The organism is Rhodoferax sp. PAMC 29310 (genome assembly GCF_017948265.1).
Lineage (GTDB): Bacteria > Pseudomonadota > Gammaproteobacteria > Burkholderiales > Burkholderiaceae_C > Rhodoferax.
Window position 1 is genome coordinate 2,281,383 of sequence record NZ_CP072852.1, and the last position, 14,937, is coordinate 2,296,319.

12 protein-coding genes and 3 tRNA genes are annotated in these 14,937 nt (G+C 53.3%); 8 read left to right on the top strand and 7 right to left on the bottom strand.

Going from position 1 to position 14,937, the window contains the following annotated elements; all coding sequences use genetic code 11:
• The first annotated feature begins 63 nt into the window (after positions 1-63).
• Positions 64-2,340 (top strand): bifunctional (p)ppGpp synthetase/guanosine-3',5'-bis(diphosphate) 3'-pyrophosphohydrolase, encoded by a 2,277-nt coding sequence (locus tag J8G15_RS10400; RefSeq protein ID WP_210547391.1) that lies wholly within the window; start codon positions 64-66, stop codon positions 2,338-2,340.
• 14 nt (positions 2,341-2,354) lie between these two features.
• On the opposite strand, the gene greB is transcribed toward J8G15_RS10400, so the two are convergent.
• From greB to hrcA, 4 genes are all read right to left on the bottom strand, one after another.
• Positions 2,355-2,906, bottom strand: a complete 552-nt coding sequence (gene greB, locus J8G15_RS10405) for a transcription elongation factor GreB (RefSeq protein WP_210547392.1) — start codon at positions 2,904-2,906, stop codon at positions 2,355-2,357.
• Between the two features lie 151 nt (positions 2,907-3,057).
• Positions 3,058-3,134 (bottom strand) — tRNA-Arg (locus J8G15_RS10410).
• 26 nt (positions 3,135-3,160) lie between these two features.
• Positions 3,161-3,237 (bottom strand) — tRNA-Ile (locus tag J8G15_RS10415).
• Positions 3,238-3,260: 23 nt separating this feature from the next.
• Positions 3,261-4,265, bottom strand: coding sequence for a heat-inducible transcriptional repressor HrcA (hrcA, locus tag J8G15_RS10420; protein WP_210547393.1), 1,005 nt, complete (start codon positions 4,263-4,265; stop codon positions 3,261-3,263).
• A 28-nt stretch (positions 4,266-4,293) separates the two neighbouring features.
• On the opposite strand from hrcA, the gene J8G15_RS10425 reads away from it, so the two are divergent.
• Genes J8G15_RS10425 through rapZ form a run of 3 tightly spaced genes read left to right on the top strand, consistent with a single transcriptional unit; the run spans position 4,294 to position 7,761 of the window.
• Positions 4,294-5,196, top strand: coding sequence for an NAD kinase (locus tag J8G15_RS10425; protein ID WP_210547542.1), 903 nt, complete (start codon positions 4,294-4,296; stop codon positions 5,194-5,196).
• On the top strand, positions 5,193-6,842 hold the full coding sequence (recN, locus tag J8G15_RS10430; protein WP_210547394.1) for a DNA repair protein RecN: 1,650 nt from the start codon (positions 5,193-5,195) through the stop codon (positions 6,840-6,842). Before J8G15_RS10425 ends, recN begins: the two co-directional genes overlap by 4 nt.
• A gap of 4 nt (positions 6,843-6,846) precedes the next feature.
• Entirely contained in the window at positions 6,847-7,761 is a 915-nt protein-coding gene (rapZ, locus tag J8G15_RS10435; RefSeq protein WP_210547395.1) for an RNase adapter RapZ, read from the top strand.
• Here rapZ and mutY read toward each other — a convergent pair.
• From mutY to mutM, 3 genes are read right to left on the bottom strand one after another with little or no spacing between them, the layout of a single operon-like run.
• Positions 7,748-8,797: an A/G-specific adenine glycosylase gene (gene mutY, locus J8G15_RS10440; protein ID WP_210547396.1), complete on the bottom strand. Its 1,050-nt coding sequence runs from the start codon at positions 8,795-8,797 to the stop codon at positions 7,748-7,750. The genes rapZ and mutY overlap by 14 nt on opposite strands.
• On the bottom strand, positions 8,794-10,755 hold the full coding sequence (locus J8G15_RS10445) for a dynamin family protein (RefSeq protein WP_210547397.1): 1,962 nt from the start codon (positions 10,753-10,755) through the stop codon (positions 8,794-8,796). The genes mutY and J8G15_RS10445 overlap by 4 nt, the downstream gene beginning before the upstream one ends.
• Positions 10,756-10,806: 51 nt before the next feature.
• Complete coding sequence (mutM, locus tag J8G15_RS10450) at positions 10,807-11,622, bottom strand: bifunctional DNA-formamidopyrimidine glycosylase/DNA-(apurinic or apyrimidinic site) lyase (protein WP_210547398.1); 816 nt, start codon at positions 11,620-11,622, stop codon at positions 10,807-10,809.
• A 20-nt stretch (positions 11,623-11,642) separates the two neighbouring features.
• Between mutM and J8G15_RS10455 the strand changes: the two genes are divergently transcribed.
• From J8G15_RS10455 to J8G15_RS10470, 4 genes are all read left to right on the top strand, one after another.
• Positions 11,643-13,397 (top strand): lipopolysaccharide assembly protein LapB, encoded by a 1,755-nt coding sequence (locus J8G15_RS10455; RefSeq protein ID WP_240538521.1) that lies wholly within the window; start codon positions 11,643-11,645, stop codon positions 13,395-13,397.
• 89 nt (positions 13,398-13,486) lie between these two features.
• A complete protein-coding gene (locus J8G15_RS10460; protein WP_210547399.1) occupies positions 13,487-13,906 on the top strand; it encodes a lipoprotein insertase outer membrane protein LolB in 420 nt (139 codons plus the stop codon).
• A gap of 17 nt (positions 13,907-13,923) precedes the next feature.
• Positions 13,924-14,763 (top strand): 4-(cytidine 5'-diphospho)-2-C-methyl-D-erythritol kinase, encoded by an 840-nt coding sequence (ispE, locus tag J8G15_RS10465; protein WP_210547400.1) that lies wholly within the window; start codon positions 13,924-13,926, stop codon positions 14,761-14,763.
• A 36-nt stretch (positions 14,764-14,799) separates the two neighbouring features.
• A tRNA-Gln gene (locus tag J8G15_RS10470) sits at positions 14,800-14,876 on the top strand.
• Positions 14,877-14,937 lie beyond the last annotated feature (61 nt).

The window sequence follows — 14,937 nt, forward strand, 5'->3', positions numbered from 1 at the left end:
CCTTCCGAGGTGCTTTTTTTATTGGCAAACAGCAAAACCGGATCATCACGCTATATTCGAACCATGGGCAAAGCACTTCAACACCAATCCGCCGAACCCGCATCAGGTGGAGCAGTTCGGCACTCTGTCGTGACGCCAAACCCGGCCGCAGCGAATGCAGAAGCCGCAAGTTTTGCGGGCTTGACAGCCCTCCTTGACTACCTGTCTCCCGTGGATTTAGAGCAAGTTCGACTTGCCTATCGTTTTGCTGACGAGGCCCACCTAGGGCAACTTAGGAACAGTGGCGAACCCTACATCACCCACCCCATTGCGGTGGCCGTGCAATGCGCCGAATGGAAACTCGATGCGCAAGCGCTCATGGCCGCACTACTGCACGACGCCATGGAGGACTGCAGTATCACCAAAGCTGAGTTGATCGAGCATTTTGGATCTCCCGTGGCTGAATTGGTGGATGGTTTGACGAAGCTGGACAAACTTCACTTCAACACGCGCGAAGAGAATCAGGCAGAGTCGTTTCGCAAAATGCTGTTGGCCATGGCCCGCGACGTGCGGGTGATTTTGATCAAACTGGCTGATCGTACCCACAATATGCGCACCCTCTCGGCATCGCCCCGAGCCAAATGGGGGCGGATTGCCTCGGAAACACTTGATATTTACGCTCCGATTGCACACAGACTGGGCCTGAATCAAACCTATCGAGAATTGCAGGATTTGGCTTTCTGCCATCTTCGCCCGTGGCGACACGCCATCCTCTCCAAAGCCGTAGCCAAAGCCCGTAGTCGGCGCCGGGACCTGATCCACAAGGTGCAAGCAGAACTTGAAGCCGCGTTTACGACTTTTGGAATGTCGGTAAAAATTGCAGGTCGCGAAAAAACCCTGCACTCTATCTACACCAAGATGGACGAAAAAAACTTGAGCTTTGCCCAAGTGACCGATATTTATGGATTCCGAGTCATCGTTCCAGAAATCATTGACTGCTACACCGCACTGGGCTTGTTGCATCAAATGTACAAGCCCGTCCCCGGAAAATTCAAGGACCATATCGCCCTCGGCAAGCTCAATGGCTATCAATCTCTTCACACCACGCTGGTTGGACCTTCTGGTGTCAATGTTGAGTTCCAGATGCGGACCGAGGCGATGCATATCGTTGCCGAGTCTGGTGTGGCGGCTCATTGGCTGTACAAAGTCAACAACCCACAAGATGCCTCTAGTGCAGAGCGGTTGGGGTCTAAGTGGCTTCAGTCGCTGCTCGATATTCAACACGAAACCCGTGATGCCGCCGAATTTTGGGACCACGTCAAAGTCGACCTGTTCCCTGACGCCGTCTACGTCCTGACGCCAAAGAGTCAGGTTCTGGCTCTGCCCAGGGGTGCCACTGTTGTTGATTTCGCTTATGCGATTCACAGCGATGTTGGCGATCGAACACTGGGGGCTCGGATCAATGGGGAGCAAGTTCCACTGCGTACCGAACTGCGCAATGGCGATGTGATTGAAATTGACACAGCCCCGGTATCCACACCCAATCCTACTTGGCTCAGCTTTGTTCGCACTGCCAGGGCTCGCTCCAAAATTCGACATCACCTGAAGACTTTGGCGCAGGCTGAATCGGAGGCGCTGGGCGAAAAAATGCTATCTCAGGCGCTTCGTGCCGAAGGCATCAAAAAGTTGCCGGACGAGTCTCCAGAATATGCAGGGATTTGGGACCGGCTTCTCCGGTTTAGCGGCAACAAGACTCGTGCCGAGCTATTAACGGATATTGGGCTGGGAAAACGAATCGCAGGCATCGTCGCCAAACGACTACTAACCTTGCTGGCCGACAACGGAGAGCGCCCAGATGCCCTGTTGCTAAGTCGCGAACGCTTTACAGCACACGACTCAATTTCCCAAGGCAGCGTTGTGCTCGATGGAAGTGAAAGTGCATCGGTTCAGTTTGCGCGCTGCTGTCGGCCGATTCCCGGGGACAGCATCGTCGGCTATCTGGGTCGTGGAGAAGGTCTGATGGTGCACGCCCATGACTGCAGTGTCGCAAGAAAACTGCTTCACAAAGACAGTGAAAGGTTCATCGGCGTGGAGTGGTCAGATGAGCCGATGCGTGCATTCGAGACAGGCGTGAGAGTCACGGTGATCAACGGCAAAGGCGTGTTGGCCCGAGTCGCCGCCGCAGTCGCCGCATCCGAGGCAGACATCACGCACATCACCATGGAAGACGAGTCAACCCATGAAGCTTCTGACTTGCGCTTTGTAATCTCTGTTCACAATCTGGCCCAGTTGGAGGTGGCGCTTCGCAACCTCAGGCGCACACCCTCAGTCCTCAAGGCACAACGGGCGAAAATTACCTAGCTGGTGACTGAATCTCAGGAAGAGGGGTAGTCAACGCTGACGACCTCGATTTCAACAACGCCAACAGGGGTGACAAGTTGAAGCACGTCACCTTGCCGATTTTTCAACAGCGTTCTGGCAATTGGGGAGACCCAACTGACCTGTCCTTGAGCACTATCAGCTTCATCAATCCCCAAAATGGTAACAGTCCGCTCGAGTTCATCACCCTGAAGGTAGGTCACTGTGGCACCAAAAAATATTTGCTCAGCCCCGTAATGAAGTGCCGGGTTGATCACCTCCATGACCTCCAGGCGTTTGGTCAGGAATCGAATTCGCCGGTCAATTTCACGCAGTCGCTTTTTCCCGTAGATATAGTCACCATTTTCTGAGCGATCTCCATTGCTGGCAGCCCAGTAGACAGCCTCCACCACACGGGGGCGCTGGTTGTCGATGAGGTCAAGCAACTCCACCCGAATACGGGCGTGGCCTGTTGGCGTGATGTAATTTTTGGCGCCAGCGGGAATGGCAGGTAGGCGCAGCTCATCGTCTTCGTCGCCGTCGCGCTCCTTTGTGAATGATTTATTCATTCTCGTATTGTCTTTGGAGTTCAAGAAACGGCACAAACCATTTTTTTTGCTCCCAGAAGCGCAAATGAAAGCAGTTGCTCGTCGCTGAGATCAATCCAGGAAGGACAAAAGAAAAAGGGTCTGCATTTTTCAATGCAGACCCTTGTCTTTTTGGTGCGGCTGGCAGGAATTGAACCCACGACCCCTTGGTTCGTAGCCAAGTACTCTATCCAACTGAGCTACAGCCGCCTAGAAATAAATTATAACACTGAATTTGGTAGGGCGTGAGTGACTTGAACACTCGACCAAAGGATTATGAGTCCTCTGCTCTAACCAACTGAGCTAACGCCCCAACCGAGGTTTGATTGTAATGGCCTATTTGTGGTGGCTCAGCGCATTGCTAACCAATTTTGAGGTGATGTCCACAATTTGAATCATTCGGTCATACGCCATGCGGGTTGGCCCAATCACGCCCAGCGTGCCCACGACTCGGCCATCAACTTCGTAAGGTGAACTGACAATGGACAGATCTTCAAATGGAACGACCTGACTCTCGCCTCCAATGAAAATACGAACGCCTTCCGCTTGGCCCGCCACTTCCAGCAATCGCATCAATTGAGCTTTTTGCTCAAAAAGCTCAAACGCACGCCGAAGATGCCCCATGTCATGAGAAAAATCTGTCACCGACAACAAATTCCTCTCACCCGAGATCACAACGTCGTCTTGGGTATCCGAAATAGCTTCTGAACTCACCGCAACGGCAGCCTGCATCAAGCTGGCAATTTCCGAGCGAAGCGACTCAACTTCATTCTTCAATCGCTCCCGCACCTGCTCGATGGCGAGCCCAACATAGTTGGTATTCAAATAGTTGGCGGCCTCTACCAACTGAGACTGCGAATAATCGACCGCCGTAAAAATGACTCGGTTTTGAACATCACCCTCCGGGGACACGATGATGACCAGCATTCGACGCTCGGACAGCCTTAAGAACTCAATATGCCGAAAAACCGACGAGCGCCGAGGGGCGACAACCACCCCCACAAACTGGGAGAGACTTGATAGCAAGTTGGCCGCGTTTGACAACACTTTTTGCGGCTGATCGGGCGCCAAGCTGTGCAGTCCGTATTGACCTTGCTTGACCGTTAACATCGTATCGACGAATAACCGATATCCACGTGCAGTTGGAATGCGCCCCGCTGACGTATGGGGGCTGACGATTAGCCCGAGCTCCTCAAGGTCGGACATGACATTGCGGATGGTGGCTGGGGACAACTCCAAGCCAGACGCCTTGGACAGCGTGCGTGATCCCACCGGCTGGCCATCGGCAATATAGCGCTCAACCAGCGCTTTCAACAACAACTTGGCACGGTCATCCAGCATGAAGTCATTTTAGTGATGTAATTTGATGATGAACTCGAATTTCAGGCAAGTTGCCCTAATCGGCAAATACCAAACGTTATCGTCTGGTGCTACCGGGGCTTCGTCTCGCCAAGCACTGGAAGATATTGCACACTTCCTGCATTCCAAAGGCTGCGAGGTCGTGTTCGAACACGACACCGCCCGCAATATGGGCATCTCTGGTTACCCCACAATGAGTGTGGCGACCATTGGCACCCAATGTGATTTGGGTCTGGTTGTGGGTGGCGACGGCACGATGTTGGCCATTGGACGCCAGCTGGCCTGTTTTGGCGTCCCCCTCATTGGGGTGAATCAAGGACGCCTTGGGTTCATCACAGATATTCGGTTTGATGGCTTTGCAGCGACTCTAGGTCCCATGCTTCAGGGAGAGTTTGAGGAAGAGCATCGAAGCTTGATTCATGGCAAGGTCGTCCGAGATGGACACAGTGTTTTTGACGCACTGGCGATGAATGACGTTGTAATCAATCGTGGCGCCACATCGGGCATGGTTGAGTTGCGCGTTGAGGTGGATGGCCATTTTGTTGCCAATCAGCGAGCGGACGGACTCATCATCGCCACGCCGACGGGATCCACGGCTTACTCACTATCAGCCGGCGGCCCGTTGCTACACCCGTCCATCCCTGGTTGGGTGCTTGCCCCCATAGCGCCGCACACGCTGTCGAATCGCCCTATCGTTATTTCAAATGCCACAGAAATTGCGATAGAAATGGTAGCTGGTCGTGATGCTGGCGCAAGCTTTGACATGCAGTCCATCGCATCATTGATGCAAGGTGACCGTATTGTGATCAAGCGGTCGGAGCATTCTGTTCGCTTTCTTCACCCGAAGGGTTGGTCGTACTTTGACACCTTGCGTCAAAAACTGCATTGGAATGAAGGAGTGACTGCACCGTGAGCTTGCGACGTATTGTTCTGCGTGATTTCGTCATTGTTAACGAACTTGATCTGGACCTGGATACCGGATTCACGGTGCTGACCGGGGAAACGGGCGCTGGAAAATCGATCCTCATCGATGCACTGCAACTGGTCACCGGTGGCAGGGCGGATATCGGCGTCATTCGCGAGGGCACTAACCGAGCCGATGTAAGCGCTGAGTTCGACGTCAATTCGACCACGGTGACATGGCTTGCACAATTTGGCTTTGAGTCCGCCGGCGTATTGCTGCTGCGCCGCACCGTCGACAGTCAAGGCAAAAGTCGGGCATGGATTAATGGCAGCCCAGCGACAGCGACCCAGTTACGTGAAATTGGCCAACAGTTGCTGGACATTCATGGTCAACACGCCTGGCAAAGCCTGACTGAGCCGGAGTCAATTCGCGCGCTCTTGGACGCATACGGGCAGATAACCACATCGGATCTTGTTAATTTGTGGCACAAATGGCGCCTCGCCCAAGGACAGCTTTCACAAGCTACTGCGGCTCAGGACTCTATGCAAATTGAGCGAGAGCGGCTGATGTGGCAGATTGGCGAGCTCAGCAAGCTGGCACCTCAGCCACAGGAGTGGGAATCCCTGAACACTGAGCACGCTCGACTTTCCAATGCGCAAACGCTGATTGACGCGGCTCAATCAGCCAGCCAAGCGCTGGACGACGACGACAGCAGCGCACTTCAACGCCTGCACCTCGCCCACCAACAACTTCAGCAGCAAGAACATCTGGAGCCAATTTACAAAGATCTTGCATCCCTCTTGGAGTCAGCACTGGCACAGGTTGAGGACACCGTTCACTCACTGCGTGGTTATTTGCGAAATGTTGACTTGGACCCGGATCGACTGAGCGCCCTGGACGAACGAATTGCGCTCTGGGTTTCATTGGCAAGGCGCTATAAGCGGGCGCCAGCAGAACTTCCAGACCTTCAATTGTCTTGGTCAAAAGCCCTTCAAGATCTGGATGAAGCCACCAATCTTTCTGTTCTTCAAAAGGCTGAATCGACTGCAAGCTCCGCTTTTGTCACTGAGGCTAACCGGGTTTCCAAGGCCCGCCACAAAGCGGCGCCACGACTCGCTCGCGCCGTGAGCAATGCCATGCAAGACTTAGGCATGCAAGGCGGGCAGTTTGAGGTCAAATTGCAAAACACTGCACAACCGATGGCAAGTGGGCTTGATGAAGTCAGTTTTCTTGTCGCAGGTCACGCCGGTAGTACGCCAAAACCCGTGAACAAGGTCGCGTCAGGGGGAGAGTTGTCGCGAATCGCGCTAGCAATTGCCGTGACAACCAGCCAACTCGGCACCGCCCAAACTCTTATTTTTGATGAAGTTGATGCCGGCATTGGCGGCGCCGTCGCAGAGACTGTAGGTCGCCTGATGAAGCAGTTGGGAGTTGATCGACAAGTATTGGCCGTTACGCATCTTCCGCAGGTTGCAGCATGCGCAGATCACCATTGGCTGGTATCCAAACGCCTGCAGGGCGAGTCGACCCTGAGTTTTGTCTCTGAGGTCACAGGTGAAGTTCGTGTTGCCGAGGTTGCACGCATGCTGGGAGGTGAGCGACTGTCTGGCACCTCTCAAGCCCATGCAAGAGAAATGCTGCAATTGAGACCGTAACGCCATGCCCCAAATCGAACAGCAGCTAGAAATTGTATTGATCACCGGCATGTCTGGGTCCGGAAAGTCAGTCGCTCTCAACGCCCTGGAGGACGCAGGTTACTTCTGTGTTGACAATCTCCCGCCTGAATTGCTTCTTTCGCTGATTGAACTGGAGAGAGAGCAAAAAACCAGCCGCGTCGCCATTGCGATGGATGTCCGGACCGCCACGTCCCTGCCCATCCTGCCCGAACAACTGGCAGCACTGAGAAAACAGGGTATATCAGTCAAACTTGTATTCTTGGATGCAACGACGGGGACGTTGGTCAGACGGTATTCAGAGACCCGTCGAAAACATCCTCTGTCTCATATGGCGCAGGACCCATCTTCACCAGATATGCGTCGTGTCCTTGTGGATGCCATCGAACTAGAGCGTGAACTTCTCTCTGAAATTCGAGAAAACTCCCACTTGATTGACACCAGCTTCAGTCGACCTGCGCAACTTCAACGAGACATCAAGTCCTTTGTCAATTCCCCAGCGGGTCAATTGACGCTGATCTTCAAGTCATTTGCGTTCAAGCACGGCGCCCCTGGCGATGCTGACTACCTCTTTGACGTCCGCATGCTTCCCAATCCCCATTACGAGCCGGAACTTCGTCATCTCACAGGGATTGATGCGCCAGTCGCAGAGTATTTGAATGCTCAGCCGCCGGTGCTGCAAATGCTGGATCACATTCAAACCTTCCTGAATCACTGGCTGGACGCACTCGCCAACGACCATCGAAGTTATGTCACCGTGGCCATTGGCTGCACAGGTGGCCAGCATCGCTCTGTTTTTTTGGTTGAGCGCCTCGTCGTCTTGTACGAAGGCAAATGGGCAACTCTCAAACGCCACCGTGAACTCGACGCCCTCACAGGGGAGCCGATCAAACGGTTGTGAGGAGTCGACGAATGGGAGCTGGCAAGCCTAGGCGAGGCCATTCATCAGGCCCAAACCACCCTCCTTCGGCAATCTCTACCAAGTCAGTTGAAGTGACCAGCGACACAGGGTGCAAATAGAGATCTTTGTGGGTCAAAACGTGGGTAAATACAGGGCCATCGATCAACTCGGCACGCACCTCTTGGGGCACAGCCGCTTCCAGTGAAGCCCGATCCGCGTACAGAGGTGCACAGTACAGTCCCGCCCATACACCTGGTGTTGGGCGTTTACTCAAAAGCACAGCGCCATCACTTTTCATGGCAAGCAAAATCCATATTGATTGAGCGCTGCGTTTAATTTTGCGCGTCTTGACGGGATACCTTTCGGGCTCTCCTGTTTTCTCGGCCGCACACAGAGGAGCGACGGGGCACTCGCTGCACTTCGGGTTCTTTGTTGTGCAAACAGTCGCACCCAAATCCATCACGCCTTGGGTGTAGCGCGGCATCGCAGCAAAAAGATCAGTCTTTGGCAGCAGCGACGTTGCCTCGCTCCAAAGCAATTTCTCGTTGGCGGAACGCGCCAAGTCATGAGAAAAGCCAAGCATCCGGGTTAGAACCCGTTTAACGTTTCCATCCAAAATCGCCACGCGATGCCCGTAGCACAGCGAGGCAATTGCCGCGGCGGTTGAGCGGCCAATCCCGGGCAGCGATTCCAACTCATCCGTTGACAGGGGAAAGGTCCCGCCATGAATCGTTTCAACATCAATTGCACATTGGTGCAAGTTTCGAGCGCGGCTGTAATAGCCAAGCCCGCTCCATAAGGCCAAAACATCGTCCTGTGACGCTGCCGCCAGAGCAGATACATTCGGAAATCGGGCCAAGAAACGCGAGAAATAACCCAGAACAGTGACTACTTGGGTTTGCTGAAGCATGATTTCTGACAGCCAGACCCGATAGGGGTCCCGCGTATTTTGCCAAGGCAGATCGTTGCGCCCGAACTCTTTTTGCCATGCCACAACCCGTATGGCGAAGCCCAACTGACTGTGCTGCTGGGTCAAACAGGCACCGACACTCGTGAACTGTCTGCCTCAGCCAAATCAAGGGCATTGACGACGTATCCGGTCAACTCCCCGAGTTTGGACTCCAACTGATGCAACGCTGTACCCTGCGCCTCAATTTCCGCAATCCGTTCATTGAGCCCACCTGAAGCTTGCTGAATGCGATCAATTGCCTCGAGGCGCCGACTGAAGTTGCGGCGGCGCTCTCGCAGTTGCGCGTCGAGTTGCGCGGTAGCGGATTTGCTCCACAACTCGATATCCCCCAGAATCGCTTCGTGAACCACTCGAATTCTCGTCGACAGCGCGCGTACCAAACGAGCGGAAAACTCAGGCTGTGCCAATCGAAACGCGTTGGTGACACTGAGAAACTTCAAATGACTTTGTTCGACCTGATCCAGTGCATGAAGGTAGCGCTTCATCTCCGGCATCGCCGGAGCCAGCAAAGAAAACCCGTACTCTGAATTCAACTGACGAAATGTGGCGGCCAACATCGTTTGGATTTCGGCACTTACAGCCTGCACGCGCGTCAAACTCCCTCGCAGCTGATCAAATGTCTCGCCATAGGCTCGCTTCACCCCAAACTTGATACCTTTTTTCTGCAGGGTTGCCGTGAGTTGGCTCATTTCAACTTTGAGAGAAACGGGTCCCATCAGCTTGAAAACTTCGCGCAACAGCTTCAAATGAACCGAACGCACGGCATGAATTTTCACCCCGCCCAAATCAAACTCTGTTTGTTCTTGGGAGATACGCGAGCGCATGTTTTTGATGACCGGCGAGTTTTTGCTTTGAAGCTCTCTTAGTTCCGCCGTTTGCTCGGACAGGTCACGCCGTCGGATATGAACCATTCGTGCGGCCTCGGACCGAAGTTCCACCAAGGCCGTGGACACGGCGGCACCCAAAATCTTTCGCCGCTGACCTAATACCCCTTGGCTCAAGGCCTCTTCCAGTTCGGAAAGTGCACTTCGTTTGAGCAAGTCAGTGTCGTTGGTTACTTTTGCCAACAACCCTTTGTGCGCCGAAACTGGAATAACTTGCGCTTTGTGAATGCCAAGAATCTCAGCAGTTGCACTTTGCTGTCGGTCAATTTGATCCTGCACCTGTGCGGTTGTACTTAGGGCATCCCAAAGCGTATCAATTTTATTCAACACAACCAGCCGAGTGCTTTCATCATGGCCGTCACCTATCAAGTGCTCTCGCCAAATTGCAAGATCAGATTTGGTGACCCCTGTGTCCGCCCCTAATAGGAAGACGATGGCTTGCGCCTGAGGTATCAAGCTCACTGTCAACTCGGGCTCGGCGCCAATGGCATTAAGGCCCGGTGTATCCAAAATGACCAAGCCCTGCTTTAGCAACGGATGCGCGATGTTGATCAGCGCATGACGCCACATCGGGATTTCAGCTAATCCACGTGAATCCAAGGGGGGGTTCTCTTCAGGCGCCTGACCATTCCAAAAACCCAGCAATCGAGCTTCTTCAGGCGTAACTCGTCGTGTTTCAGCCACTTTCTCGAGCGCAATCGCCAATCGTTTGGGATCATTCACATCCAGGTCGATGCGAGTCCACTTCTCGGGAACCATTCGCCACTCCATCAGTGACTGCGGTCTTAGGCGGGTTTCAATTGGCAGCAGGCGCAAACTAGGCGGCACATTGGCGTCGTAACCCAATTCCGTTGGACACATGGTCGTTCGCCCTGCGGCAGCAGGCATGATCCGCCGACCATATCCGGCAAAAAATATCGCATTGATCAGCTCTGACTTTCCGCGGGAGAACTCGGCAACAAATGCCACCATCACCTTGTCGGATCGAACCTGCGTCTCCAGCCGTTGCAAGCGCTCCTCTAGCGCGGAATCCACCAAATCGTGATCCTTCATCCATTCGCCCAACAGCTTTAAGCGCAGGGCAAAGTCACGCCGCCACGCGCCGTGTTGGTCAAATCGGTCATTGAATGAAGTCTGCAAGTATCCTCCGGAGTCAGTCACTCAATATAGCATTGCCACCCTTGAAGGCACTCAGGTTTTTTGACAAACAGGGCAGTAAAACGTAGCCCTCTGCCCTTGACGAATCACTTTGATCGTAGATTGACAAGTCCGGCACGGCTGATCTGCTCTCCCATACACCATGGCTTCGAGTTGGAAATAGCCACTTTCCCCCTTTGCGCTCGAGAAGTCGCGCAGGGTACTGCCGCCTAAATCTACTGCACGAAACAACACATCGCGAATCGCCTGATGTAGTTTCTTTGCTCGAGGGCCGCTCAATTTCGTTGCGCGTACCGTTGGCCTGATGCCCGCCAGAAACAAGGCCTCCGACGCATATATATTGCCCACGCCAACGACCAAATCCCCCGTCAGCAAGACTTGCTTGATCGGCGCCCGACGCTCTTTCAACCCGGCATGAAAGACAGCGAGATCAAATTTATCAGAAAGCGGCTCAACACCCAAGCGACCCAGTAGCCTGGTTGCGGTCGGATGATCATCCGAATTGGCATATACGACGGCCCCAAACCGCCGGGGATCGTGAAGTCGAAGCGTGCCACGACTCGTTACGAGATCGAAATGATCATGCTTACCTGGCGCCGGCAGGTCTGGCTCAAATCTCAGGCTCCCTGACATCCCCAAATGCAATATCAGCACGCCATGGTCGAAATCAAGTAGAAGGTACTTGCCCCGGCGCCGCACGGTCAGCACGTTTTTCCCAACTAAAGACTCAGGCGTGCACCCCAAAGCCCATCGCAGTGGCTTGCCCAGGCGCGCCGCTTGCACAGAAGCCCCGGCGATGCGCTCGACAAAACTCAACCGAGTAACTTCAACTTCTGGTAATTCCGGCATAACAAAACAAACTTATTGGCTTGCATTATTATGATCCGATGTTGCGCTTTAACCGTCTTGCTATTCTTGTTACTTTGACCTGTGCTCTGGGCGTAAACGCTCAAAATTTGGCCGCAGAAAACCAGGCTCCCCACCCCCATTCCTCTCAACTGACCGGCCCCTTGTTCTATCAGTTGCTAATGGGGGAGCTGAACGCACGCGCGGGCGACGCAGGCGCGGCATACTCCTTAGTTCTGGACGCCGCGAGAAAAACCGAAAGTGCTCAGCTATTCCAGCGCGCAGTCGAAATTGCGTTGCAAGCCCGATCGGGCCCATCGGCTCTTCAGGCAGCACAGGCTTGGAAGCAAGTACTTCCTGACTCCAAGGAGGCCAATGGTTTTCTATTTCAAATTCTGATTGGACTCAACCGAATTGGTGACACGCTTGAGCCGCTAAAGCAGGAACTGGTGTCCACACCGGCAGTGAACCGCCCCAAGTTTATTGCGGCTATTCCTCAATACTATGTCCGAACCAGTGACAAAAAACTGGCGGCGGACACTGTTGAAAAAGCCCTGTCCAAGCACCTGAGCGATCCGACAGAAGCGTCAGCATCTTGGACAACCATTGCGCGGATGAGGTTTGATGCAGGAAATCTTGATGGCGCGATCGACGCGACACGCAAAGCCCAAAACGCCGACCCAGCTGCTAAGGGCCCCGTACTTCTCAGTCTGTATTTGATGAGAGAGCAAGTGCCGCATGCTGAGGCCTTGGTCCTGCTACACCTAGAGAGAAATTCCACTCCGGAAATTAGAATGGACTATGCGAGAACTTTACTGGGCGCGCAACGTTTCGCTGAAGCACAGGCGCAACTTCAAATTATGACGACGGCGCACCCCGACTTCCAGGACTCATGGCTTATTCAAGGTGTTTTGCAGGCTCAGGAAGGCAATCTGGAAGCCGCGGAAAGGTCGCTTCAACAATATATTTCTTTGGTCCAGCGACGTCAAAACAATCAATCCGAGTCTGACAAGGGCTTGACGCAAGCTTACCTATCACTCTCTCAAATCGCGGAGCAGCGAAAACAATATGAAATCGCAGATGCATGGTTGAACCGCATCGATAGCAAAGACAGTGTCCTCAGTGCTCAATTGCGTCGTGCTGTTTTGATGGCAAAGCAAGGCCAGGTGAACGCCGCGCTGCAACTCATTCACAATCAAAGCGAAGACTCCGATTCGGATGCTCGAATGAAGATTGCAACTGAGGTACAAATTCTTCGGGAAGAGAAGCAATTTGCTGCCGCCTATTCAGTTCTAAAGAGCGCCATTGAGCAAAACCCAAATGACTGGGATTTTGTGTACGACATGGCCATGGTTGTTGAAAAAATGGGGAATTTGGCCGAAATGGAGCGCCTTTTGCGATCCATCATTGCGAGCAAACCCGATTACCACCACGCCTACAACGCACTCGGCTACTCACTGGCGGACAGAGGCCACCTGCTTCCCGAAGCAAAGCAACTCATCTTGAAGGCGCTGGAGTACGCCAAAGCAGATCCATTCATTATGGACAGCTTGGGGTGGGTCGAGTTTCGAAGCGGCAACCATGAAGAAGCAATACGCATACTCCAAAGCGCATTCAATTCAAAACCAGATGCGGAAATTGCCGCGCACCTTGGAGAGGTGATGTGGACGATGGGCAAGCGACAAGAAGCCATTGAGATTTGGAAACAAGGCAACCAAATCAACCCCAAGAACGACACGTTGACTGACACGCTGAAACGCTTGGGTGTGAAGTGGTAAGTCGAAGCAGGCGACGAATCCTTCAATCGTTTCTCTATTCATCGGCATTGTTGGCCACCGGATGTGCTCTGCCCCCCTTGTCACCGAACTTGAACCCTGAATTGCCAGTTTGGCGAGGTCGATTGGCCGTGCGCATTGCTGCCGACGAGCAAAACGGCGCTGCGCGCTCGGTATCAGCAGGGTTTGAACTGACAGGTAACACCAAAGAGGGTGGACTCACCCTCTTCACCCCCATTGGTGGCACCGCAGCGGTCTTGGCATGGTCCAAAAACGACGCCTCACTAACATCTCCCTCGGATCAACGTCACTTCCCATCGTTGGAAGCCTTAATCAATCACATCGTTGGAACGCCCATTCCTGTTGAGTCCCTATTTGCATGGCTAAATGGAACTGCCGCGTCAGCCGACGGGTGGACGGCTGATCTATCGGGCCACGCCAACGGGCGAATCACGGCACAGCGAACCACACCTGGACCCTCCGCCGAACTGCGGGTCGTCTTGGATAAATAAACCAATTTCTTGCGGTCATGAAAGCGATCTACGATATTTGCGCCCCCGCGAAGCTCAACCGGTTTCTACACATCACCGGTCGCCGCGACGATGGTTACCACTTACTTCAATCAGTGTTCATGCTGGTGGATTGGTGCGACACACTACATATGGAAACTCGTGCTGACGGAAAAATTACCCGCGAGGATCTTTGCACAGCGTTGCCTCCAGATGACCTGATTGTCAAAGCTGCGCGTGCCTTGCAAGCCGCCACCAAGACATCGCTGGGTGCGCACATTGGAATTGAGAAAAAAATTCCAGCTCAAGCAGGAATGGGTGGTGGCTCATCTGATGCGGCTTCGACCTTGCTTGCCTTAAATCAACTGTGGAACACTCAACTTTCCGTCAAGCATCTCATGCAAATTGGACTCCAATTGGGAGCAGACGTCCCCTTTTTTCTGAGTGGGGGCAATGCCTGGGTCGAAGGAATCGGTGACATAATCTCACCCGTCAAGCTGACGCCCGCCCAGTTTTTGGTGATCAAACCCGAAAACGGAGTGGAGACAAAAGCAATTTTTATGGACACCTCTTTAAAAAGAGACACAAAGCGCGCTATAATTTCAGGCTTCGCTGAAGAAGATTTTGATTTTGGTCAAAACGACATGCAAGATGTTGCTCTTAGGCTATGCCCGGGGATTCAAGAAGCCATTGGCTGGCTTTCAACGATCGGGCTACGTGGAAGAATGACAGGATCAGGCAGTGCAGTGTTTGCACATATGCCAAAGAATTTGGATTTGAGAGGCGCACCAAGCGGCTTTCAAATCAAGGCATGTAATATGCTGGACGTCCACCCTTTGTCGGGATGGGCAAAGAGTTAAGGTTATCGGTTAGCAGCTTCTGTTGCTAACCCGTGTAGGGGAGTCGCCAAGTTGGTTAAGGCACTGGATTTTGATTCCAGCATGCGAAGGTTCGAGTCCTTCTTCCCCTGCCAAATATCTCGCTGTGTTGTCCAGACAAAGGGCTCACAACCACAATCGTCACTCAATCGCTGG